General features: G+C 52.9%; 21 protein-coding genes. 9 read left to right on the top strand and 12 right to left on the bottom strand.

What is annotated here, in order from left to right; all coding sequences use genetic code 11:
- Position 1: 1 nt before the first annotated feature.
- The 3 genes from L2725_RS15965 (at position 2) to L2725_RS15955 (ending at position 2083) form a co-directional block, all read left to right on the top strand.
- Positions 2 to 679 carry a 4Fe-4S dicluster domain-containing protein gene (locus tag L2725_RS15965; protein WP_283164326.1) on the top strand — a complete coding sequence of 226 codons (678 nt, stop codon included), beginning with the start codon at positions 2 to 4 and terminating at the stop codon, positions 677 to 679.
- The gene (gene nrfD / locus L2725_RS15960) at positions 676 to 1617 is read left to right on the top strand and encodes a cytochrome c nitrite reductase subunit NrfD (protein ID WP_115136399.1); all 942 of its coding nucleotides are present in this window, start codon (positions 676 to 678) and stop codon (positions 1615 to 1617) included. Before L2725_RS15965 ends, nrfD begins: the two co-directional genes overlap by 4 nt.
- 157 nt (positions 1618 to 1774) lie before the next feature.
- Positions 1775 to 2083, top strand: a complete 309-nt coding sequence (locus tag L2725_RS15955; protein ID WP_249249836.1) for a hypothetical protein — start codon at positions 1775 to 1777, stop codon at positions 2081 to 2083.
- Positions 2084 to 2149: 66 nt separating this feature from the next.
- On the opposite strand, the gene L2725_RS15950 is transcribed toward L2725_RS15955, so the two are convergent.
- A complete protein-coding gene (locus tag L2725_RS15950; protein WP_249249835.1) occupies positions 2150 to 3553 on the bottom strand; it encodes a DUF4145 domain-containing protein in 1404 nt (467 codons plus the stop codon).
- A gap of 11 nt (positions 3554 to 3564) precedes the next feature.
- Positions 3565 to 4275: a hypothetical protein gene (locus L2725_RS15945; protein WP_248936964.1), complete on the bottom strand. Its 711-nt coding sequence runs from the start codon at positions 4273 to 4275 to the stop codon at positions 3565 to 3567.
- A 238-nt stretch (positions 4276 to 4513) separates the two neighbouring features.
- Here L2725_RS15945 and L2725_RS15940 point away from each other — a divergent pair, with 238 nt between their 5' ends.
- Both L2725_RS15940 and L2725_RS15935 read left to right on the top strand, forming a co-directional pair.
- Entirely contained in the window at positions 4514 to 5047 is a 534-nt protein-coding gene (locus L2725_RS15940) for a DUF2780 domain-containing protein (protein WP_249249834.1), read from the top strand.
- A 179-nt stretch (positions 5048 to 5226) separates the two neighbouring features.
- On the top strand, positions 5227 to 5676 hold the full coding sequence (locus L2725_RS15935; protein ID WP_249249833.1) for a tellurite resistance TerB family protein: 450 nt from the start codon (positions 5227 to 5229) through the stop codon (positions 5674 to 5676).
- Positions 5677 to 5722: 46 nt separating this feature from the next.
- Here the strand turns inward: L2725_RS15935 and L2725_RS15930 are convergent, their stop codons facing one another.
- Positions 5723 to 6550, bottom strand: coding sequence for an HDOD domain-containing protein (locus L2725_RS15930; RefSeq protein WP_249249832.1), 828 nt, complete (start codon positions 6548 to 6550; stop codon positions 5723 to 5725).
- Positions 6551 to 6641: 91 nt separating this feature from the next.
- Positions 6642 to 7886 (bottom strand): L-methionine/branched-chain amino acid transporter, encoded by a 1245-nt coding sequence (gene yjeH / locus L2725_RS15925; protein WP_249249831.1) that lies wholly within the window; start codon positions 7884 to 7886, stop codon positions 6642 to 6644.
- Between the two features lie 305 nt (positions 7887 to 8191).
- Between yjeH and L2725_RS15920 the strand changes: the two genes are divergently transcribed.
- The 3 genes from L2725_RS15920 (at position 8192) to L2725_RS15910 (ending at position 9608) form a co-directional block, all read left to right on the top strand.
- Complete coding sequence (locus L2725_RS15920; RefSeq protein ID WP_249249830.1) at positions 8192 to 8602, top strand: ExbD/TolR family protein; 411 nt, start codon at positions 8192 to 8194, stop codon at positions 8600 to 8602.
- Positions 8603 to 8665: 63 nt separating this feature from the next.
- On the top strand, positions 8666 to 9097 hold the full coding sequence (locus tag L2725_RS15915; RefSeq protein ID WP_115136408.1) for an Lrp/AsnC family transcriptional regulator: 432 nt from the start codon (positions 8666 to 8668) through the stop codon (positions 9095 to 9097).
- 1 nt (position 9098) lies between these two features.
- Positions 9099 to 9608, top strand: coding sequence for an SMI1/KNR4 family protein (locus L2725_RS15910; RefSeq protein ID WP_249249829.1), 510 nt, complete (start codon positions 9099 to 9101; stop codon positions 9606 to 9608).
- A 2-nt stretch (positions 9609 to 9610) separates the two neighbouring features.
- Here the strand turns inward: L2725_RS15910 and L2725_RS15905 are convergent, their stop codons facing one another.
- The 4 genes from L2725_RS15905 to L2725_RS15890 form a co-directional block, all read right to left on the bottom strand.
- Complete coding sequence (locus L2725_RS15905) at positions 9611 to 10234, bottom strand: helix-turn-helix transcriptional regulator (RefSeq protein ID WP_249249827.1); 624 nt, start codon at positions 10232 to 10234, stop codon at positions 9611 to 9613.
- A gap of 10 nt (positions 10235 to 10244) precedes the next feature.
- Complete coding sequence (locus L2725_RS15900) at positions 10245 to 11198, bottom strand: ornithine cyclodeaminase family protein (RefSeq protein ID WP_249249826.1); 954 nt, start codon at positions 11196 to 11198, stop codon at positions 10245 to 10247.
- Entirely contained in the window at positions 11195 to 12160 is a 966-nt protein-coding gene (locus L2725_RS15895) for a pyridoxal-phosphate dependent enzyme (protein WP_249249825.1), read from the bottom strand. Before L2725_RS15895 ends, L2725_RS15900 begins: the two co-directional genes overlap by 4 nt.
- Positions 12161 to 12435: 275 nt before the next feature.
- On the bottom strand, positions 12436 to 12831 hold the full coding sequence (locus tag L2725_RS15890) for a MerR family transcriptional regulator (protein ID WP_249249824.1): 396 nt from the start codon (positions 12829 to 12831) through the stop codon (positions 12436 to 12438).
- A gap of 78 nt (positions 12832 to 12909) precedes the next feature.
- On the opposite strand from L2725_RS15890, the gene L2725_RS15885 reads away from it, so the two are divergent.
- Positions 12910 to 15018, top strand: a complete 2109-nt coding sequence (locus L2725_RS15885; protein WP_249249823.1) for a TonB-dependent receptor plug domain-containing protein — start codon at positions 12910 to 12912, stop codon at positions 15016 to 15018.
- A 113-nt stretch (positions 15019 to 15131) separates the two neighbouring features.
- Here L2725_RS15885 and L2725_RS15880 read toward each other — a convergent pair whose 3' ends face one another.
- From L2725_RS15880 to L2725_RS15865, 4 genes are all read right to left on the bottom strand, one after another.
- Entirely contained in the window at positions 15132 to 16415 is a 1284-nt protein-coding gene (locus L2725_RS15880; RefSeq protein ID WP_249249822.1) for an RNA polymerase sigma factor, read from the bottom strand.
- Positions 16416 to 16418: 3 nt separating this feature from the next.
- A complete protein-coding gene (locus L2725_RS15875; protein ID WP_249249821.1) occupies positions 16419 to 16766 on the bottom strand; it encodes a YciI family protein in 348 nt (115 codons plus the stop codon).
- Positions 16767 to 16936: 170 nt separating this feature from the next.
- Positions 16937 to 19048 (bottom strand): TonB-dependent receptor, encoded by a 2112-nt coding sequence (locus tag L2725_RS15870; RefSeq protein ID WP_249249820.1) that lies wholly within the window; start codon positions 19046 to 19048, stop codon positions 16937 to 16939.
- A complete protein-coding gene (locus L2725_RS15865) occupies positions 19048 to 20598 on the bottom strand; it encodes a PepSY domain-containing protein (protein ID WP_249249819.1) in 1551 nt (516 codons plus the stop codon). The genes L2725_RS15870 and L2725_RS15865 overlap by 1 nt, the downstream gene beginning before the upstream one ends.
- Positions 20599 to 20806: the final 208 nt, after the last annotated feature.

Raw genomic sequence — 20806 nt, 5'->3', positions numbered from 1 at the left:
CATGGACAAGAGCAAACGATTCTTTTTAAAAGGGGCGGGTGCATTGCTGGCAGGGATGAGTGCCTATCAGGCAACCAGAGCCAGTGAACACAGTAGCCCGGCGTCTCAGCGTAAATATGCCCTGTTGCACGATGAAAACAGATGTATAGGTTGCGACGCCTGTACCCAGGCATGTCGTGAAGTAAACCAGGTACCGGAAGGGGTCAGCAGGCTGGAGATCGTTCGTACCGGCCCCCACGGAGAATATCCCAACCAGACTTACCACTTCGAGCGCCAAAGCTGCCAGCACTGTGAAAACGCACCTTGCGTTAATGTGTGTCCAACCGGCGCCGCATACAAAGATCCACAAACAGGCATTATCAAGGTTGATGAGTGGAAATGTGTAGGCTGTCTGTACTGCATCGCCGCCTGCCCATACAAGGTGCGCTTTATTCACCCGGTGACCAGGGCCGCAGACAAGTGTGACTTCTGTGAGCAAACCCGATTGTCAAAAGGGGAACTGCCCGCCTGCGTCACCTCTTGCCCAACCCAGGCACTGGTGTTCGGTGACCTGCTGGATACCCAGTCGGGTGTTTACCAACTGGTTCGCACCCAGCCGGTATCAAGAGATAAAGAGTCACTGGGAACCTCTCCCAAACTCTTCAAGATACGTGCAGCCAAAGGGGAGGTAATCCTATGAACCCGTTCCACTTTGACGGACTGGTGTGGCACTGGCCCATTGCTATCTACCTGTTCCTTGCTGGCATGTCAGCCGGGGCTATCTTCTTCGCCATTCTGCTCAGATATTTTTGTCTGGGGCAGGATGCCTGGAAATCCAACTTTGTCAGAGCCGCCTGTTTAATCGCACCTCTGGCTATCTGGGCGGGCCTGGGCATTCTGGTGATAGACCTGACCAAACCCTTCGACTTCTGGAAAATCCTGGTGTTCTACAACCCGCTGTCAGTCATGTCTCTCGGGGTGATGGTACTCATGGTGTTCCAGGTCTTTATGTTTGCCTGGTTGGCACTGCTGTTTGCCCGTCCACTGACAAGGTTAACGGCATCCCGCATGCCTTTTATCGGCAAGTTTCTGGCCTGGTTAAAGCCTCATGAAGCCAGCATTACAGGTCTGACAATGATCCTGTCACTGTCTCTGGGTGCCTATACCGGCTTCCTGTTGTCGGCACTGCCGGGCTATCCGCTGCTCAATAATCCTGTGCTGCCTGTACTCTTCCTGATGTCAGGTCTCTCTTCAGGTGCCGCAGGTGCATTGCTGCTGGGAGTATTGATGAAAGGACGTCCTGACAGCAAAGAGGTGAAGTTTATTCACAAGATAGAGATCCCGCTGATCCTGATTGAACTACTGGTGATCTTTACCTTCTTCGCCGGTCTGGTGCTCAGTGGTGGTGCCAAGCTTGAAGCCGCTGGCAACGCACTGGGTCAGGGATTCTGGGGGTGGATATTCTGGGGTGGCATCATTGGTTTGGGTCTGTCACTGCCGCTGGCGATGAACCTGTTTATGACCGCCTCTGCTCAACGTCGATTCAGCTATGTGGCGTTTACCGCCAGTATGAGCCTGCTGGGCGTATTGCTGCTGCGTAACTTCATTCTTTACACAGGCCAGATGACCATGCTGTAAAACCGCACCTTTTAAGCCGCTGCCGATTTATGGGTAGCGGCTTTTTTCGTTTAAATGTTTCAGCCTGTACGTTTGGTTACAGAAATAAACTATTCTTCACTCGATCTGGGAAATCACCCGGTGCAAACTGACCCTGAATACAAGAAAGAGGTTAACTATGTACCGACTGCAAATGACTCAATTGACTGGTGTGCAACGACTGCTGGCCGTGTTGGTTGCCGGAGCGGCACTGTTTGTAGCCATTATCGCCCTGCCTGTCCTGCTGGCGATTGGCGCAATTGCCCTGCTGGCGCTGATGATTACAGGCCGACTGGCGATTTCAAGAATGAAACGCCGCTATGAGCAACAGGAGCATACTGCGCAGTGGGAAACCTCCCAGGACTATGTCCGTACCGGCTTTATGGACAAAGACAGTTTTAAGCCCAAGCCTCACGTAGGCCAGACCTATGATAATGGTCAGTACTGACCTCAACCGAATAAACGACAAAGGCCTGAGTCATCACTCAGGCCTTTGTTTTAACATCAGATAGAATCAAGCCAACAGCTCTCTGGCTCTTTGCAACGCTTTAATCTCTGCTTTATCTGAGGTCAATGGCAGCACCTTATCAATTTGCTGCTGCAGCGATGTCCGCAGCGGCGCAACAATCTCTGCCTCCTGCTCATTGGCCCTGTCTTTGGCCAGTGCCAGCAAGGCTGCCGCTCCTACCACATCAATTCTACCCAGTACGCCATCCGCCAGCGCCGTACTCAGCTCAAGCATGGCCGGTACACTGTGGCCATAGCGAATCACCTGGCGCAGATAATCCTCTGCTCTGGACAGGTCACTGCCAAAAGCACTGTCATCATTCAACATGTGACGGGCGCGCTCCAGCATGGCATCAAGGTGCCCATGTTCAGCCGCCTCGGCAAACCAGTATTCGCTGGACTCCAAATCCCGCTGACAACCCTCGCCGTTGGCCAGCATCAATGCCAGATGGTACTGGGCATTGGCGAATCCCTCCCGGGCAGCCTTACAGATCCAGTAGTGGGCTTTGGACAAATCACCACGCTGATACCAAAGCACCCCAAGGTTGGACATGGCCTCGTTATTGCCAGTCTCAGCTGCTTGCTGCAACAGAGATTCCGCCCTGACATCATCCTGACCATGACAATCGCTGCCCACCAGATAGAAGTAACCCAGCAGTGCCAGAGCCGCTTCAACACCCTGCTCTGCCGCCTCAGCGATGGACTGCTCACCGGCGCAGGGATCCGGCGCCGAAGTGTAACCATGAAGCAGCGCCACACCATGTTCAAACAGGGCTTCGGGCACAGTGTCTGCGGCCAGTGAGAACCAATGAGCGGCCTTGGCAAAACTCTTGTCTGAGAACTTCAGCGGCACCACATCAGCGCTGTCGGCCAGCGCCTGTTCCTGCTCCAGCTCCATCAGGGCACGGGATTTAAGTGACACGCCAAGCAGATACTGGGCCTTGGGGTCATCCTCCATCACAGCGCGGTAGCAAAGCTCCCTGGCAGACAAAGTCGAAGTGGCATCGAACTCATACTCAGGAGCAGGCTTGCGATGCCATTTATAGTGCAGGTGTTCCAACAGTGACAGGCAATCCCGTATCGCTTTAGCGGCCAGGGTTTGCAGCTGCTCACGGGTCAGGTGGTACTTTTCCGGGTGGGCACCACGGTTACCATGGCCCCGCAGTTTATGCAGGGCTCTGGCTGTGGGTACGTCGATCAGACGGGACTGATTCAGTTGCTCGATTCTGTCGTAAAGATTGGGGCTGTCGAAGCTGACCTTGTCCCCGACCAACCGCTCTGCCAGCTTATGGGCAAAGGTGCGTATATGCAGCAGCGCCTGGGTCGGCACATCGCCGACATAACCCTTGGCTTCTTCATAATCCGGGGCCAGCTCCGGCACCAAACTTCGGACAAAATCAGCATCCTTCATGTCCGCTCTCCTTACTCACCGGCGTGTTGCGCGCGGGTCACCATATACAAGCGGAACAAAGCGATATTCACAAACAGGCCAACAAAGGCCAGCAGGGTATCCATAATCAACTGAGGCACCAGACCAGCCTGCGCCACTACTGCACTCAGAGTGCCACCCACCAGCGACAGTGGGATATACATCATCAACACCAGCATGGTTTTCATGGCAATCGGGCCACTGAAGGTAAAGCTGCTCTTAATCGCGCCCAGTGGTGTAAGCTTTTCAGTCACCACCATAAAGTTCACATAAGCCAGACGGGCGAACAGATACACACTGATAGGCAAGCCGATAATCCATAAGCCACCAAAAGCAGCCCCCAGCATCACAGGCGCAATAATCGCCATACCTGAGAACACACCCGCCAGCAGCAGAGTCGGCACAAACTGCAGGCTGCCGAACAGCACCTGGTTATTGGTAGGTTCATGACCCTGAGAGCGCCAGTCCAGAAACGCGGTCAGCGCGGCGATCAGCCAGGAGAAGATCAACAGCAGAACCATCAGGGTAACCATATGCATACTGCTGAATTCCGGATTGTTTTGATCCAGCGCCAGCATTTGCTTCCCCAGCCATAACTGCAGACCCACCTGCAGCAGCAACAGCGGGCCGGTCAAAATGGCCAGCTGACGCAGATGATTACGGAAAAAGTACAGGGCTTCACTGAAAATGGCAGACAACGACATGGCCTTCCCAAAGAGTTAATAGAAAATCAAACAATAATGGCGCTAAGAATACCCAAATCCCCCCAAGTTTGGAAAGCCGATGTCTGGCTTAATAAGGTAACAAGGGGTTTTAGTTTCGCAGCGAGATTAGCATCTGTAGCCTGAAGCGCGCCTTAAGATACAACCAGAAAACTATGCAACAGATTTGTAAATCAGGCTATTATGGTGCTCATTTTGAATCGAGACAGAGGCAGTCACTATGAAATCTCCCCTGACATGCAGTATTTTGCTGCTCAGCGCACTTACCCTTCCTGCCCATGCTGGTTGGTTTGATGACCTGTTCGGTGGCGGTGAAGAACAAAAAACGGAGCAGACCCAACCCGCAACTCAAGCGCTGGCAGATAACCCACTGGTCAGTGAAGCCATGGGCCAGCTTGGCCTGAATCAGAAACAGGCTGAAGGTGGTCTGGGGACTTTGCTGAATGTCGCCAAATCTTCCCTCGACAGCGGCCAGTTCTCGGAGCTCACCAAGGATATTCCAGGCGCAGATCTGCTGATGGCCGCTGCGCCATTGCTGGAACAGAACGAAGGCATGTCGGGCTTGCTGTCCAAGGCTGGCGATCTGGGACAATCCCTGCAGGGCGGCGCTATGGTGTATGACGCCTTTGAAAAGCTGGGCATCTCCAAAGATCTGGCCATGCCTATGGTTAACCTGCTGAAGCAATATCTGCAGCAAAATTCAGGCAACGAAGCCGTTGATCTGCTGAGTCAGGGTCTGAACAGCTTCCTGTAACTCCAGGCAGCTCAAACACCTTTCAAAGGGGCGCTTATCGCCCCTTTGTTGTTTCTGCGACACCCTTATTCCAAATTAAACTGCTTTCATCTCAGGCGCCTGACAGATATCCATATGCTGTCAGCAGCATTAAGATTTGCTAGGCTTTAAGAAAGCTTTCTCTGATATAAGTGGTGGATATGATTGCCAAGCTGAAACAGTTTCTGAACGCCCATATGCACGCAGAAACGCCCGAGGAAAAGCAACGAAACCTGGATCTGGCCGCCGCCAGCATGCTGCTGGAAGTTGTCTATGCCGACGAGGTGTTATCTCCCGAAGAGGAGCAATTGTTGCCCAAAGTGATGCAGGAAACCCTGGGCCTGAGCCCCGAAGACAGCCGGGATCTGCTGATGACAGCCAAGACCCGACAGAATGAAGCCACTTCTCTCTATGAGTTCACCAATGAGGTGAACGACGCCTTCACACTGGATCAGAAGCAAAACCTGGTACTGGCGATGTGGCAACTTGCCTACGCAGATGGTCAACTGTGCCAGTATGAAGATCAGATTATCCGCCGTATGTCAGAACTGCTCTATCTCAAACATTCCGAGTTAATACAGCTGAGAAACCGCGCCATGGAGATGCGCTAACGAAAGAAGCCGGCAATTGCCGGCTTCTTTAATTCAATCATTGGCATCAGGCCAACATCTTGCCCATTTCATAGCCCTGGCCACGGATCTCCTCCAGGGTACCGGCAAGCTCAGACATCTGCAGTCGTAAACCGGCATCGGCAGCCTTCTGTGACATCCAGCAGGACTTATCTGTGTCACACACCTCATCCCAACCGGCAATTAACGCTTTGGATGTGTGCAGCAAGCCCGCGAGTGAAGAGTAAGGACGGGAGCGCTTGGGCTCGTACTGGAATCGAATACCATCCACCAACTGCAACGGGAACTTCCAGTTCTCTGCCAACAGCGCCCCCAACTGCGCCGAATCGTATCCCAGTACTCTCTCTTCGGCCTGGGCCTTTTCCATCCCCCGGGCAATCTCATCTTTAATTTCCAGCACCTTGTCTGGTGCCACTACGGCAATCAGCATATCGCCAATGCTGTGCAAAATTGCGCAGGTAAAGGCAGCATCTGGTTCGACACCATCGACGTTTCTGGCCATGGCCTGACAATGAACTGCTACCTCAAAGGTGTGGCCCCAGAACTCGCCAATATCAAAGCCCTCAATCTCCGGCATGGCCCCCACCACCGCCGAGGCAATCACCAGGGTTCTGAGCTTTTGCATCCCCAAACGGATAACAGCTTCATCCAGACTCCCCACCTCCCGGCTGCGGCCGAAGTAAGCCGAGTTGGCCATCCTCAAAACACGGGCGGTAACCAGTTGGTCCTGCGACACTTTCTCGGCAATTCCCTTAATAGTGGCGGACTCATCATTAACTGCATCCAAGAGCTCACTAATCGCTTTGGGGAGACGTGGCAGGTCATCAATTCTTTCAAGCAGTGCCGCAGATCCCATAATTCTTTCTCCTTTTTATCCTCTATAAAAAATATAGACGAGGAGATAACGACCTGCTGTTTTTAAGTCAGGGAAAACAGGTGGGATCAGGTCAGATCGACGCAATATTGGTCTTGCTCCGCCCCCTTAAGTGCAGCGCCAGAGCTACGCCAATAGTGATCACCACGCCATACATCATGTCCCCGGCCAGACTCCAGGCCATCAGCAAACAAAAGCCCAGCGCCAACACCACTGGCGTCAGATATCCCCGGGGCAACAGCCGCACGGCGGCGATCATTGCCGACATATAGATGATCACAAACACGCCATTGACCCACACCACCAAAGACTCGAGATCGATATGCCACCAATGCACAGCCGCAGTCACCAGCGCCGACAGGGACAGCAATATTGCCATCGCCAGCGCGGGGACCTCATGTCGATTCCTTTGCTTGAGCAGGGCAGGAAGCACGCCCTGCTCACTAAAGCTGGCAATCAGCCTGGAGGTTCCGGCACAGTAAACATTGACCGTAGCCAGGCTGCTGGCCAAGCCGAGTATGCAGATAATCCATTGACCAAAACCTCCCAGCAGACTTTGCAAAATTCCCACCATTGCCAGGGATTCGTCATTGGGATAGGCCAGGACCAGCCAGGTACAGGCCAGATAAAGCCCCCCCACCAGCACAGTGCCGCCGATCATGGCCAGCTTCATATCCTCTCTGGGGGATTTAAACTCTGCCGCAAGGTGGGTCATGGCTTCCAACCCCAGGAAACTCCAGAAAGCGATCGCCAGCGCCGCCATCACACCACCGCCGCCAAAGTCGGCAAGCCCGGAAGGGGTCATTTGAGTTTGTGACTCCATGGCGCCAGACATCACCAACATAAACAGCACCACGGCGACCATCGCCAGCGTCAGGGCCATTTGAAACTTTGCCGACAATTGCAATCCAGGCCAGTTAAGGGCGAACAAAAGCACAATGGCAGCCAGTTGAATATACAAAGGCGAGTTGCCCTCAAAGGCATGCAGAGCATGGATAAACTCATACCCCATCAGCAGGGCGGCGGGCATTCCAAGCGGGACGACCAGCAAAAAGATCAGTCCTATGGTGCGCCCTGCTGTGGCACCAAAAGCCTGCTCCACAAAATAGGCGGGGCCACCAGCATGGGGGTAGCGTCCCGCCAGTGCGGCAAACACAATGGCAACCGGAATTATCGCCAGCGTCAGCAGCAGCCATGCTATCAGCGCCTGTTCACCAGCCGCGGCAGCGGTCAATTGGGGCAAAATAAACACTCCGGTTCCAAGCAATGTTGTCGCCAACAGGCTGGCTCCCTGCCAGCGTCCAATCGTTGCGCTCATCTCACCCCCACGCGTTACAAACTGGCAACAGTATACGGAGTTCACCAGACGCAAACTGCCGGAATTCCCCTCACTTTGACGGAAACAAAGCTATACAGGCGCTGTTTTGTCGGAGTCGGGCAACCCGAATTTTCTGACGCAGTTCAAATTTCACGCAAAAGCCTGCTGAAACCAGCAAAAAAACTGTGGTGTGATTTTGCACAACAGACCTAGTATTCGGTTGGTTGCATTGCATTGCATTTTCACCCAACAACATAAAGCACCAAACAGGTGCACTAACAACCAGGGACTACCTGGGAGGAAACATGAAACGAAAAAAACACGCCCACGAGCATGAAGAAGCAGAAATCGACATGACCCCCATGCTCGATATTGTATTTATCATGCTGATCTTCTTTATCGTGACCACCTCCTTTGTTAAACCAACAGGGATTGAATACAACACCCCGGAGAACAACACGCCTACCAATTCCAAGAAGAGTGACAATATCCTGATCACTGTTGAGAACAGTGGCCTGATTAGAATCGGCGACCGCCTGGTGGATGTGGAACGGGTCACCCCCAACGTGCAGCAAAGATTGGCTGAAGCGCCCGAGGCAGCCGTTCTGATCCAGGCAGAAAAAGAAGCCCGCCATGGTCTGGTGGTCAAGGTGATGGATCAGGTTAAAACGGCTGGTGTGGAAAAGATCTCGGTAACGGAGAAAGGCAAAAGTTAGTGTTTCCTTAATCAGTTAAGTGAGTAATTGCATCTATATCAGCACTGACTATAGGATAGCCGGATGGATAAATTCGATCAGGCAATTATCGCCGCTCTCAAGCAGGACGCCCGCCAAAGCATGTCGGCACTGGCGCAACAGGTTAATCTCAGTCGCAGCGCAGTGACCGACAGGCTCAAAAAACTGGAGCAATCAGGAGTTATTCGCGGCTATCAGGTGCTGCTGAGTGAATCCCAGAAAACCGGTGTCGCTGCCTACTTTGAAGTTCATCATCGCAGCCGTCGCTGCAAAGATCTGGTCACCCTGTTCAACCAATTTCCCGAAATCATCACCTGTCACGGTATCAGTGGCGAAATGGACTTTCTGGTGCACCTTAAAGCTGACTCCATGCAGCGCTTGCATGAGATACGCGAGCAAATTGATGCCCATGACGATGTCACCCGGATCCGCACCCATATCGTCATGAGTGAATGGATAAATGGTCGATGTGGCTGATATGAGCCCACTGAGCCAAATCATCCCGCCACCAACAAAGCCAACCGGGCTTGATAAACCTGGACTGTGGCAACACACAGAACTCAAGCTGACCACAGCCTTGCCTTCGGACTTTCGGCAGCTGATACAAACCTATGGTTCCGGCACGCTGGGAGACTTTCTGTGGATATGGAATCCGTTTACGCCAGAGTTTATTGAAGAGCAGCAAAGATTCCTGCAGGCGGAGACATCGCTTCGACAAGCATTGCCAGCGCAAGCTGCTTACTCTCTGTTTCCTCACTCACCCGGCTTTCTCCCCTGCGCCAGTGATGACAACGGCAATTACTATGGCTGGCTCACCGAGGGCCAGCCGGATACCTGGCCAACTATGACCTGTGAAGTGCGAGGTTCAGGCTTCCAGCTGCACAGACTCAGCTTTAGCGATTACCTTGTTGCCCTGTTCAAAGGTGACATTCCAGCCCTGGCCAGCGACTGGCCGAAGGCAGAACACAGAGTGTTTGAGTCCAGCTGACCCTAAAGTGTCTTATCCCGGATTTGCCTCAGATAATTAAACACTGTCGTCCGGGCCAGCCCCAGCACTCCCGCAACATATCGGGTCATATTCTTGCCCTTGAACGCTCCGGTTTCATCAAGGCTGATCACCAGTTCACGTTTCTGATCACGGGTAAGGTTGTGCAGGGCGAGCTGACGCTCTGCCAGCCAATTACTGATAAACTGATTGACCCGTTCCTGCCAATCATCCCTGAACAGCTTTTCAGGCTGGGCGTCATGGGTATGTTGCTTCAAAAACAGATCCAGAATATCCCGCGCATGTTGAAAACTCGACAGATCAACATTGATGCACAACAAGGCCCGTGCAGAACCCGAATCGTCCCTCAACACCACACTGATTGAACGGATTGATTTGCCTTCCGGGCTGACCTTTTCATAGGGGCCCAGCACAGTCTCTTCAGAATCAAAGCTGATGCCGTCCAGCCCGGAGTCCACACCCGGCCTGCGGTGAGAAGCATTGCCTGCAATATAGAGAACCTGATTTTCATTCAAATCGTGTAATACCACCTCGGCATACCCGGGCATCAGCAAACTGACTGCATCGGCAATCCCCTGATAACGCTGTAACAGTGTGAAATGATCCATCTTTACCCTTTTACAGAGAGCCTTTCCAAGACCCATCCTGTCGCTTCAAATATTCCCGATAAACCAGAGACGCGATAATAATGTCCTGCACCGCGACACCGGTGAAGTCTGCAATGCTAATCCCATCACCAACACGTTCTCCACTGGCCAGGAACTCACCGAACTCCCTGACCTCCTCCGCCTGAGCCTTTGCCAGGTATTGAAACTCTCCATGCTCCAGCGACTGACTCATGCTGTCGGCAAGCAACAGCTTTGCGGACTGTACAACAGTTTCACTTAACTCACGCTTTCCCGGTGAGTCGGCTCCCACCGCATTAATATGCACATTGGGCTTTAACCAATCCAGCGCCACTATCGGCTCCTCACTGGGGGTCGCTGTCACGATCAGATCTGACTGTCGGCACAAAGCCTCAGCGGAGCAATGCCTGACGACCTGAATCCCCTCAGCCGCGAGCTTGCTCGCCAGGGTTTCAACCCGGTCGGGACTGCGGGAATATATCTGCACCTGCTTCAAGCCGAGGGCACGACAATGATACAGCGCCTGATAATAGCCCTGAGTCCCGGTACCAATAACCCCAAGCACTTTGGCATCAGGCGCGACCTCCTTCGCCAGCATGGCAGCGGCTGCCGCGGTTCTCAGTTCGGTCAGCAAGCCTCTGTCTTCCAGCAATGCCACCATTTGTCCGGTGGCGGCATCCATTACCATTATGCAGCCATAGCTGGATGGTAACCCACGTAAATGGTTGTCATAACAGCCGGAAGCCAGCTTGATAACAACCCACTCCCCAAGTTCCGCCCGGCCAAACTTAAGGTGCAGCTCCCCGGCGGGCAGTTTAAGGTAGCCAACTGGAGCAATGTCATAAAAGCCAAGGGAGAAGTCGATAAACCCTTGTTTGAGCGCTGCCATTAACGCCTGTGGTGCCGGTGTAGAAGCGGTGATGTCTGAGTAAGGTACAAGCCTCATTGTTTGCTGACCTCCTCAGCGGCGGCGAATGTCTCGTCGGTTATATTGCCGCCACACAACAACACCACCACGTTTTTACCCTTGAGCTTGGGCGCATCTTTAATCACGGCAGCCAACGACGCGGCCGCAGAGCCTTCGACATAGATGCCATGTTGCCGCCACACACTCATCATGGCTCTGGCAATTTCAATTTCCGATACGGTTTGACACTCATCGATAAGACGCTGGCACAGAGGCAAAGTGATGCTGTCACTGTCCAGTCCCCCGGCAGTGCCATCAGACAGTGTTGGCTGCTCATCAACCTCAATCACCTTTCCGGCTTTCATGCAGGTCAGCATCACAGGCGAGTTCTCCGCCCAAACCCCTGTCATCTTTACCTCTGGCTTAAGGTGTTTGATATTGGCAGCAATACCAGAGATTAAACCGCCACCGCCGACACTGACGTAGATGCAATCCACCCCGGGTAATTGCTCTGCAATCTCGCAGCCCAGGGTGCCCTGGCCGCTAATCACATCAAGGTCATTGTAAGGACTGATATAGACCATAGAGCCACCGCCAGACACAGATCGCGCCGTTTGCTCTGCCACTTCTGTTCCGCCTGCAACCCGGATAAGCCTGGCTCCCCTGGCCTCAATTTTCTCAGCCTTCACCTCACTGACACTGTCAGGTACATAGATGGTGATCGGCACACCCATGGCCTTGGCGGCAGCGGCCGTCCCAATACCATGATTTCCCGAACTGGCCGTCACCACTTCAGCGTGTGGATCCCGCGCCACCAGCCTGGTGATAGCACTGGTCGCCCCGCGGATTTTGAAGCTCCCTGTGTTTTGCAGGTTCTCACACTTGAAGTACAGGTTGCAGCCCAGCTGCTCAGATAAGAGTTTGCTGTGCAGCAAAGGCGTTTGTATTACTCCAGACTCAAGGTAAAAGCCCTCGCTAATCAAGCTTTGAGTTCTGCTCACTATCTCTGTTATGTCATCAGTCAACACCATGCACCTCAACTTGAACTTAAATGTCAAAATGAACCATAAAGTACAAATTAAACTATAGTGTATTTTTTAAACAATCCAGAGGGTGGATCCGGGCACATCTGAGCAATGCCGCATTAGCTAATGAAATAAAAAGAAAAGTTGTGGTGGATAGATTTTTTCGATTGAGAGCCAGATGGCCTTTTTCTGTGGGTGGCAGCCTGGAAAGCTGCCAGCGGGGTATCAAATAACTTGAGTGACGACAAGTATTAGCAGCATTCAGCCTGCTTAAGGCGCTGCAGAATACTGCAGTCCTGAATTTTGTGGTGCTCACAGGTGATTAATGCCGTAAGTGACGCCTCCAGTTTGGCCAGCTCCCTTTGGGTTTGCTGAATCTTCGCCAACTGCTCAGCGATAATATCATCCACCACAGAGCAGCAACCCTGTGGCTGCTTTTGCACCTCCACCAGCTTGCGAATATCACTCAGGGCAATATTCAACGAGCGACACCTGCGGATAAAAATCAAGGTATCCACATCCTGCTGACCATAGTAGCGATAACCATTGGCACTTCTTTTGGCCTCAGGCAACAAACCTTCCTGCTCGTAATAGCGAATCGTTTTTGTAGGGACCTGGGTAACTGCTGCCAGTTCGCTAATTTTCATCTTGACCTTCCAGTGGCTGTAAGCTTTAGCCTGCATCCTATCATTTACCCATTATTCAACACTATAGGTCACATCAAGATGGCTAAATTCTCTCCCGCAACCCTGCTGTTACTGTCTTTGGGCAGTGTTTCAGTTGCCGCCGACGCACTCGCCCATGACCGCTCAAACAAGGCGCATGCAAGCTCAGAGCACCAGGCCCACACAGATAAAGATAAACATGGTCAAGACGATGAGCATGGCCACAAGGATGAACATGGCCATGGCGATGAGCACGGCCATCAGGATGAACATGGACACGGCGACGAGCATGGGCATGACCATGACATGGAGCGCATTGTGGTGCACTCCACCCGTTTTGGCCGGATTGTTGATGACCAACCCATGAGGGTTGAAGCCATTGTGCGTGAGGAGATCGAAGAGAAGGCCGCCATGCGTCCGGGCAACATCTCCATGCTGCTGGCTGAAACCGGTGGCGTAAGAGTACAAACCACATCACCTGCTCTGGGCAGTGCCAATGTGCGCCTGCAGGGCTTGTATGGTCGCTATACCCAGCTGCTGGCCGACGGTCTGCCGCTTTATGGTAACCAGGCTTCATCCCTTGGACTGTTGCAGATCCCACCCACAGATCTTGGCCAGGTGGAAGTGATTAAGGGTTCCGCTTCATCACTCTATGGCGGTTCAGCACTGGGCGGCGTCATTAACCTGATCTCCCGCAAGCCAGGAGATGAGGCGGCTGGTGAACTGCTGCTCAACGCCACCACAGAGAACGGCCAGGACATTACTGCCTACGCTGAAACCCCGATTACAGACAATCTCAAAGGGTCTGTCACTGCCGGTGCACACTATCAGAGCATGGAAGATCTGGACGCTGATGGCTGGGCCGATCTGCCTGAATATGAGCGCTATACACTGCGCCCGAGAATGTTCTACGAAGGTGATGCAGGCGACACCCTGTATGTGACTGCAGGCTTTATGACCGAGAACCGTCAGGGCGGCACTCTGGAAGGCCATACCGTCGCTGACGGAAATCCCTTCGTACAAATTCAGGATTCAGAGCGGGTCGATGGCGGTCTGGTTTATACCCGTCCGGTTGGAGAAACCCTGACTTTCAATACCCGCGCCTCTGCCATGGTGCAGGACCACTTCCACGCCTATGGCGTCGATCAGGACAACGACAAGCACAGCAACTACCTGCTGGAAACCAGCCTGTCAGGTTACCTGGATAACCTGGACTGGGTGCTGGGTGCGGCTTACCAGTCAGAACGCTACGAGTCAGACAACTATTCAAGCTTTGACTACACCTATGAAGTGCCCGGTGTGTTCGCCGTAGTCGACTACCATGTCACTGATGACCTGATTGCCTCGGTCAGCAGCCGCTTCGACGATCACAGCGAATATGGCACACAGGTCAGTCCAAGACTGTCCATGCTCTATCGCGCCGATGAGTTCACGGTTCGTGGCTCCTGGGGTCAGGGCTACTATGCACCAACGCCATTTGTAGAAGAGATTGAAGCTGCCGGTCTGTCCCGACTTGAACCTCTGGGTGACCTGAAGGAAGAGACCGCGGAAACCGCGTCGCTGGACTTCACCTATCGTCTGGGTGATCTGGAAACCAACCTGACTCTGTTTGGCTCAGATATCCACAATGCCACCCAGTTGGAAGCATTCTCCTCCACCGACAATGGCCCTCTGGATCGTGTGCGTCTGGTTAATGCCCGGGGCGAAAGTCAGATCCGTGGCTCTGAAGTGTTGCTCAGATACTATCTGGGTGATGTGAAGCTGACCGCCAGCTACCTGTATCTGGATGCCACCGAACAGGCGGACAGCACAGGTCAGCGTCAGCAAATGGCCCTCACCCCTGAGCATTCCGCCGGCTTTGTCGCCATGTGGGAACAGCACGGTAACTTCCGCGCCGGTTTTGAGGCTTATTACACAGGAACTCAACGCCTCAATGACAACCCATACATGGACAAATCCGAGCCTTACTGGCACCTGGGTTTGATGGGGGAAATCACCACAGGCCGTTTCAGCTGGTTTATCAACCTGGAGAACCTGCTGAACATCAAACAAAGCGACACCCACCCGTTGCTGTTGCCTGAGAGAGCTCCTTCCGGTCAGTGGACTACGGATATGTGGTCCCGCAACGATGGCTTTATTGCCAACGCCGGAGTAAGAATCAAGTTCTAAGACTGAACCTGTATTTCAACCAGAAAAATGCCCCGCCAGTCGGGGCATTTTTTGTTATCAGCTTCTATTCTGCAGCCCATTTTGATACCGCTGAAGATATCGCCTAATCATCCTCATAAGTCATCACGCCGGGCAGTCAGAAACGCTCGCTCGCTTTCTACCTGGGTCAGCGCCAGCGCCTGGTTATAGGCTTTAATTGCCTCCCCCCTCAGCGAGGGAGACCTGGTAACATCGCTTTGGTGCAGTCGGTTTAGCAAGTCAGCTCTGGCGGCATGAAAAGGCTGATAGCCAGCCAGTGAATACGTCAGGGAAGCAAGGGCATCAAGACCGGCTTGCGGCCCTTCAACCCAGGAGGTTGCCAGTGCCAGATTCAGCCTGATCACATCATTGGCCTGGCAGCTCAACAGTAACCGGTACAGAACACAGATCTGCTGCCAGTCAGTGGACTCAAAATCTGTCGCCTCACCATGTAATGCCGCTATCGCCGCCTGCAACTGAAACGGCCCCGGTTTCTTCAGCGCCAGTACCTGTTCAAGACGATAGGAACTGTCAGCAATCACCTGGCGATCCCACAGGCTTCTGTCCTGCTCAGCCAGTGGAATATAGACGCCATCGTCCGATTGTCGGCTGTGCCTGCGAGCATGGGTCAGCGCCATCAGACAGTTCAGACCAACCACTTCAGTTTCATTGGGGCACAGCTGCCCCATAAGCTCACCCAGGAAGATCGCCTCTTCGCACAAATCCATACGAAGCTGCTGCTCACCACTGCTGCAGGCATATCCCTCATTGAAGATCAGGTAAATCACCTGCAGTACAGAGGCCAGACGTGCAGGCCAGTCTTCCGGCCCCGGCAGGCCATAACGGATACCGGATTGCCTGACTTTGCGCTTGGCTCGGCTGAGTCTTTGCCCCAGAGTGGCGGGCTTATCCAGAAAGGCTCTGGCAATCTCTTCCGTCGACAGGCCAGCGATCAATTTCAATGTCAGCGCGACCCGGGATTTCTCTTCGAGGGCAGGGTGACAGCAGATAAAGATCAGCTTCAAACGTTGGTCCGGCAGCCTGTCCAAACCGGTCACAGAGGTAAGGTCTGCGTCAGTGACGTCAGTCTCTGCCATATAAGACAACTGAGCCGAAATGCCCTGAAAATGTTGCTCCCGCCGCAGCACATCGATCGCTTTGCGTCTGGCCACCTGCAGCAGCCAGGTGGCGGGCTTCGCCGGAACCTGTTGTTGCCATGTCTGCAGAGCCTGGGCTTTGGCGTCCTGCAACGCTTCTTCGCACAACCCCAGGTTGCCAAACTGCGCCATCATGGTTGCCAGCATTCGGCCCCGGTCGGCCCGGATAAGATGCTCCAGCAAGCCGACAACAGAGCCGTTATTGGACGGGTTTTCCGTCACCTATCAGTACTCGGCAACCGGCCGCACTTCGACAGTTCCGTAACGGGCGGAGGGGATTTTGGCCGCCAATCTCAATGCTTCATCCAGATCTTTGCATTCCAGCAGATAGAAGCCGCCCAGCTGCTCCTTGGTCTCGGCAAATGGCCCATCCACCAACTCAGTCTGGCCATTGCGAACCCGAATGGAAGTCGCAGTGTCATTCCCCTGCAAGCCTTCACCGGCAACAAAAGCACCACAGGCAGAGTACTCCTCACTCAGCTGCATATACTCCTCCAGCAGGCTGTCAAACTCAGGCGTGCCGTAGACGGGCTCAGCCTCAGGGGCTGCATAGATCAGTGCCACAAATTTCATAGTGTTCTCCATTAGCTGTTTATCTTTGATAGCACAGCCACAGGCAAATGAATAACCGGGCTGTACCTCTAAGACGAATGGCACCTGGGGATTTCGACATGGGGATAAAAATATTTCTGTACAACCGAAAGCTCCAACACCAAACAGATCAGAATCGGCATGGCTCTGAGTCAAAACTGATAACTCAATCCGGCGTAAATCATACGTGGTGCACCGGGCTGGATCTGTTCCCGGCCATATCGTAACTGACTTTGCAGCGCGTACTGCTTGTCTGTCAGATTACTCACTCTGGCATGCAAACTGAGCTGACTGTTCAGCTCATAGTTCAGCTTCAGGTTGGCTATGGTATAGCCCTCATAACGGCGACTGTTCTCATTATCCATCCAGTAATCACCTATGCTCTGCACTTCAGCCATCACATTGAGTCCCTGCCAATGCTGGCTCTGGTAGTACAATCTGATATTAGCCACATAGTCGGGAGCCATGGGTAAGCTATTGCCGGACAAATCTTTCGCTCTGGACAGCCCAGTCTTACCATCCACCCGTCCCTGGTCTTGAATATAATGGTCAAACTCATGTTTTGAGCGGCTGTATGCCAGACTCAATTCAAACGCCTCAGACAATTGCCATTTCGCGCCCAGCTCAATCCCTTTGTGCACCACGCTGGCGGCATTGACCCGATAAGATGCACCAAAATCGTCATAGGCAGTGACAATCGCATCATCCACATCCATGTAGTAAACCGCAGCTTCCAGGCTCAGAGATTGCAGGTTCATCTTGTAGCCCAACTCATAGGTATTGGAGATCTCTTCACTGATATGTTCCAGTTGGGCACTGGTGTCCCGGGTTTTCAAATGGTAGAGCTCACCTGCGGTGGGAATGCGAATGGCCCGGGCGATTCGGGTATAGATGCTGGCATCCTGTCCCACAAGATAATTCAGTGCGGCCTTGGGGCTGAAGTGACTGAAGCTGTCACTCCGACTGGCCAGAGAGCGATTACCGAATCCGTCGTTATCGTAAGGTTTTAGATAGTTATCAAACTCATACCTATAGTGATCGTATCGGCCACCCAGGTTATAACTCAGTTTTTCAGTCAACTCCCCGGACAGCTGCAAATAGGGAGAAACCGCCTCCAGCGTCGTCTGGTCATGGTAAAACACATGACCGGCAGGATAAGTCGCAGCGCCCCTTCCCTCAGTGGTAATGGTCAAAGGCTGAAACGAGTAGCTGTCGCCCTTACTGTGTTCCAGGTCCATACCCGCGATTAACTCACTGCCGCCAAAAACAGTGAACTGACTCAGGGCCAACAAGCCAAAACTGGTGACGCTGGACTCAACTTCAGGCAGGTTGTTTTGCCAGGTCGCCGTGTAATCATTGGTCCGATATCTGGCATAGGGTATTAACGAGTAATAGTGCTCGCCCAGATCGTAACTCCACTCAGTTGCCAACCTCACATAACGGCTTTTACGCCGCGGATCACTTTGCTCCACTTTGGCTGATAACCCTGATTGCGTTGGGTCTTGCCGAAACTGTTTCTCGGTCAAAGAGGCATTCATTTGCTGATCGAGATCTGAGGCAATTAACGTCGTCTTTAATGACTGTTGCTGACCCAATTGCCACTCATGCAGTACATTGACTTCAGCCTTGTTCACCTCTGCGTGCTGCCGCCAGCCATCATTGTGCAGGTAAGCGGCCGACGCCCTAATCCCCTGACCGTCGTGAGTCCCAGACGAATAGCTTCCCCTGCCCCTGATATAACCATGCTCTCCAGCCATGAGTGCCGCCTCACCGGCGGCCTCATCACCCACCTCAGGAGAGATAACATTTACAGTCGCCGCCACAGCACCTGAGCCATAAAGCGATGTACCGGCACCTTTTATCACCTCAAGCCGGGACAAGGCACTGTTGGCACTGCTCCACCACAGAGCGTTGTGGTTAAAAAAGCCCGCCGACTGCAGGGGGATATTGTCCTGCAAATACAGGGTGTAGCCTGCGTAATTAATCGGCATGCGAATGGCGGCATTGTGTCCCTGTCCACCAGAGAGTTGATTGACCAATACACCAGACAATGACTGTAACGATTCCGACAGATGCTGAGGCTTGTCTCTGGCAAGTACCTCACTGCTCACATGGGCAATACTCAAGGGCAGCTCGGTATCCAGTTTTTCACTGCGACTGGCGGTCACCGTCATCCTTTCAATCTGCTTGTCCCCATCGTCTGCCTGACAGGTCACTGCCACAGGCACCATTGCCACAGCGATCAGGGTCAATCCTGTTTTCATTATTGTTCTCCTGAAGTGAGTTGTTGTAACTGCGCTTCACCCGCAGCCAAATCGCGCCGTCTGACACGGCGATAACTACGCTTGAAATAGAGCACCAGCCCCAGTGAGGCCGTGCCAAGAATGGTGAGAATAATCAGTGTGATGAACAGATCTCTGGGGACCTTTCCGAGATCATTGAGGAAGTGATATTTGTGTAACGCCGAGAAGTGAATCGATCTGTACTTATCCGCCTGATCTGCCAGCTGCGCCACGTATCCAGTGTGAGTTTCAATTGCCACCAGTTGGCCGCTGTCGCCATACGCCATTTGTTGAACTGGCAAGCGCTTCAGAATAAAAGGATAGGAGCCCCCAAAGTGGGTAACCGTCTTTTGGCTGGATGGAGACCTGGCAACTCCCAGTTTGCTGTACCCCAGAAAAGCAGCATAGTCAGCATCAGTTCGCTGTGCTTGTTCAGGCCGCCAGTAGCCAAGGGTTAATACCTTGTCTTGCCCGGGTTTAGGAGTCGAAGCTTGCTCCATATAACGCCAGAATTGCAGCCATAACTGCCCATCCCATTGCACCAGATTAAAGTTATCCGCCTGCAACGACAGCATGGTCTGCAGTGGGTCAAAATCCAGCTCAGATACAGATAGTTCATTCCCCGGGCTAATACCGAAATGTTCGTCCCTGGACTGCTTGGACACCAGAGTATGCAAACCACTGGTAGCGAATCCCAACAGGCTCAAGCAAATAATCATGCCGCTGACACGATGAAACTGACTGATAGAAGGTTTACCCCGGCCTGATGACAATCTGCGCCACAGACCGCTGTAAAGCAGTAACCCTGTTAACGCCAGCAGCAATATCCCGGAGATCATCACTCCCAGCACCACAAGCCGCACGGGCGAATGCATCTCGCCGATAAAACTCAGGTTGTGCAGGGTTCGAAACCAGAATGACAGTGACTCCCGCGTCGGCGTACTGAGTGTCGAAATACGGCTGCCGTGAGTGTCTATGTAGAAGATGGTGCCGGAGGATTTTGCAATTCGATATACGGGCAGTATCCGGTTAATCGCCGGGTACTCTGGCGTGAAGTTCCGGATCAGGCTCATCGCCGTGGTGCTTGAGCCATCAAGCCGATTAACCAGCTCCGCTGCATATTCAGCATCAGCAACTTTGCCAACACCCTGCTGCTCAGCAAAACGCTCTGTCCCATCCTCCACCGCAAAATATCTCAGCTGATAGTTTGGGTTAGGGGCAGCGATTCGGTCAGAATCAGCCTGAGATTCACCGTCCTGAATTCTTACCTGATAATGAGGCGCTCCCTGAAACATCACCAGCTTTACGCTGCTGAATCGCTCAATCCCATGGGTATTGAGCACATAAGCCAGAGAGGTGCGCCGCGGCAGAAAACCGAGTTCGGCAAACTGTTCGGTGGCTAACTGCAACCTTGGCGGCTTAAAAAAATGGCCCATCAATGGGTGCAACAAGCCACTAAATGCCCAAATAAAAAGTGGCAGCGTCATCCACAGTGCCAGCGTTTTATGCCAGCCCATTAACCTTTTGGTCATCGAAGACTCTTATTAGCTATCCCTAAAGTTGCTAAGAGTATATTGGGTGGCTTTTGCGTTGGGATGTGACAAATTGTCGCACTTGGTTAACTGATTGTAACCGCGCTAAGTCGACTCAATCGGCGATGGCAGTGACTGAGAAATTCCCCCTAAAGTAGGGCAATAATCCCTGCCGCTCAGAGATATGCTGGGAGTACTCGGTTCAGGG

The organism is Shewanella corallii (assembly GCF_023349125.1).
GTDB classification, from domain to species: domain Bacteria; phylum Pseudomonadota; class Gammaproteobacteria; order Enterobacterales; family Shewanellaceae; genus Shewanella; species Shewanella corallii.
This window is presented reverse-complemented; position numbering and strand designations above follow the sequence as displayed.

Bases quoted from the DNA above. Each gene is read 5' to 3' on its own strand.
- L2725_RS15965 (WP_283164326.1), top strand. From the start codon at position 2: ATGGACAAGAGCAAACGATTCTTTTTAAAAGGGGCGGGTGCATTGCTG.
- nrfD (WP_115136399.1), top strand. From the start codon at position 676: ATGAACCCGTTCCACTTTGACGGACTGGTGTGGCACTGGCCCATTGCT.
- L2725_RS15955 (WP_249249836.1), top strand. From the start codon at position 1,775: ATGTACCGACTGCAAATGACTCAATTGACTGGTGTGCAACGACTGCTG.
- L2725_RS15950 (WP_249249835.1), bottom strand. From the start codon at position 3,553: ATGAAGGATGCTGATTTTGTCCGAAGTTTGGTGCCGGAGCTGGCCCCG.
- L2725_RS15945 (WP_248936964.1), bottom strand. From the start codon at position 4,275: ATGTCGTTGTCTGCCATTTTCAGTGAAGCCCTGTACTTTTTCCGTAAT.
- L2725_RS15940 (WP_249249834.1), top strand. From the start codon at position 4,514: ATGAAATCTCCCCTGACATGCAGTATTTTGCTGCTCAGCGCACTTACC.
- L2725_RS15935 (WP_249249833.1), top strand. From the start codon at position 5,227: ATGATTGCCAAGCTGAAACAGTTTCTGAACGCCCATATGCACGCAGAA.
- L2725_RS15930 (WP_249249832.1), bottom strand. From the start codon at position 6,550: ATGGGATCTGCGGCACTGCTTGAAAGAATTGATGACCTGCCACGTCTC.
- yjeH (WP_249249831.1), bottom strand. From the start codon at position 7,886: ATGAGCGCAACGATTGGACGCTGGCAGGGAGCCAGCCTGTTGGCGACA.
- L2725_RS15920 (WP_249249830.1), top strand. From the start codon at position 8,192: ATGAAACGAAAAAAACACGCCCACGAGCATGAAGAAGCAGAAATCGAC.
- L2725_RS15915 (WP_115136408.1), top strand. From the start codon at position 8,666: ATGGATAAATTCGATCAGGCAATTATCGCCGCTCTCAAGCAGGACGCC.
- L2725_RS15910 (WP_249249829.1), top strand. From the start codon at position 9,099: ATGAGCCCACTGAGCCAAATCATCCCGCCACCAACAAAGCCAACCGGG.
- L2725_RS15905 (WP_249249827.1), bottom strand. From the start codon at position 10,234: ATGGATCATTTCACACTGTTACAGCGTTATCAGGGGATTGCCGATGCA.
- L2725_RS15900 (WP_249249826.1), bottom strand. From the start codon at position 11,198: ATGAGGCTTGTACCTTACTCAGACATCACCGCTTCTACACCGGCACCA.
- L2725_RS15890 (WP_249249824.1), bottom strand. From the start codon at position 12,831: ATGAAAATTAGCGAACTGGCAGCAGTTACCCAGGTCCCTACAAAAACG.
- L2725_RS15885 (WP_249249823.1), top strand. From the start codon at position 12,910: ATGGCTAAATTCTCTCCCGCAACCCTGCTGTTACTGTCTTTGGGCAGT.
- L2725_RS15875 (WP_249249821.1), bottom strand. From the start codon at position 16,766: ATGAAATTTGTGGCACTGATCTATGCAGCCCCTGAGGCTGAGCCCGTC.
- L2725_RS15870 (WP_249249820.1), bottom strand. From the start codon at position 19,048: ATGAAAACAGGATTGACCCTGATCGCTGTGGCAATGGTGCCTGTGGCA.
- L2725_RS15865 (WP_249249819.1), bottom strand. From the start codon at position 20,598: ATGACCAAAAGGTTAATGGGCTGGCATAAAACGCTGGCACTGTGGATG.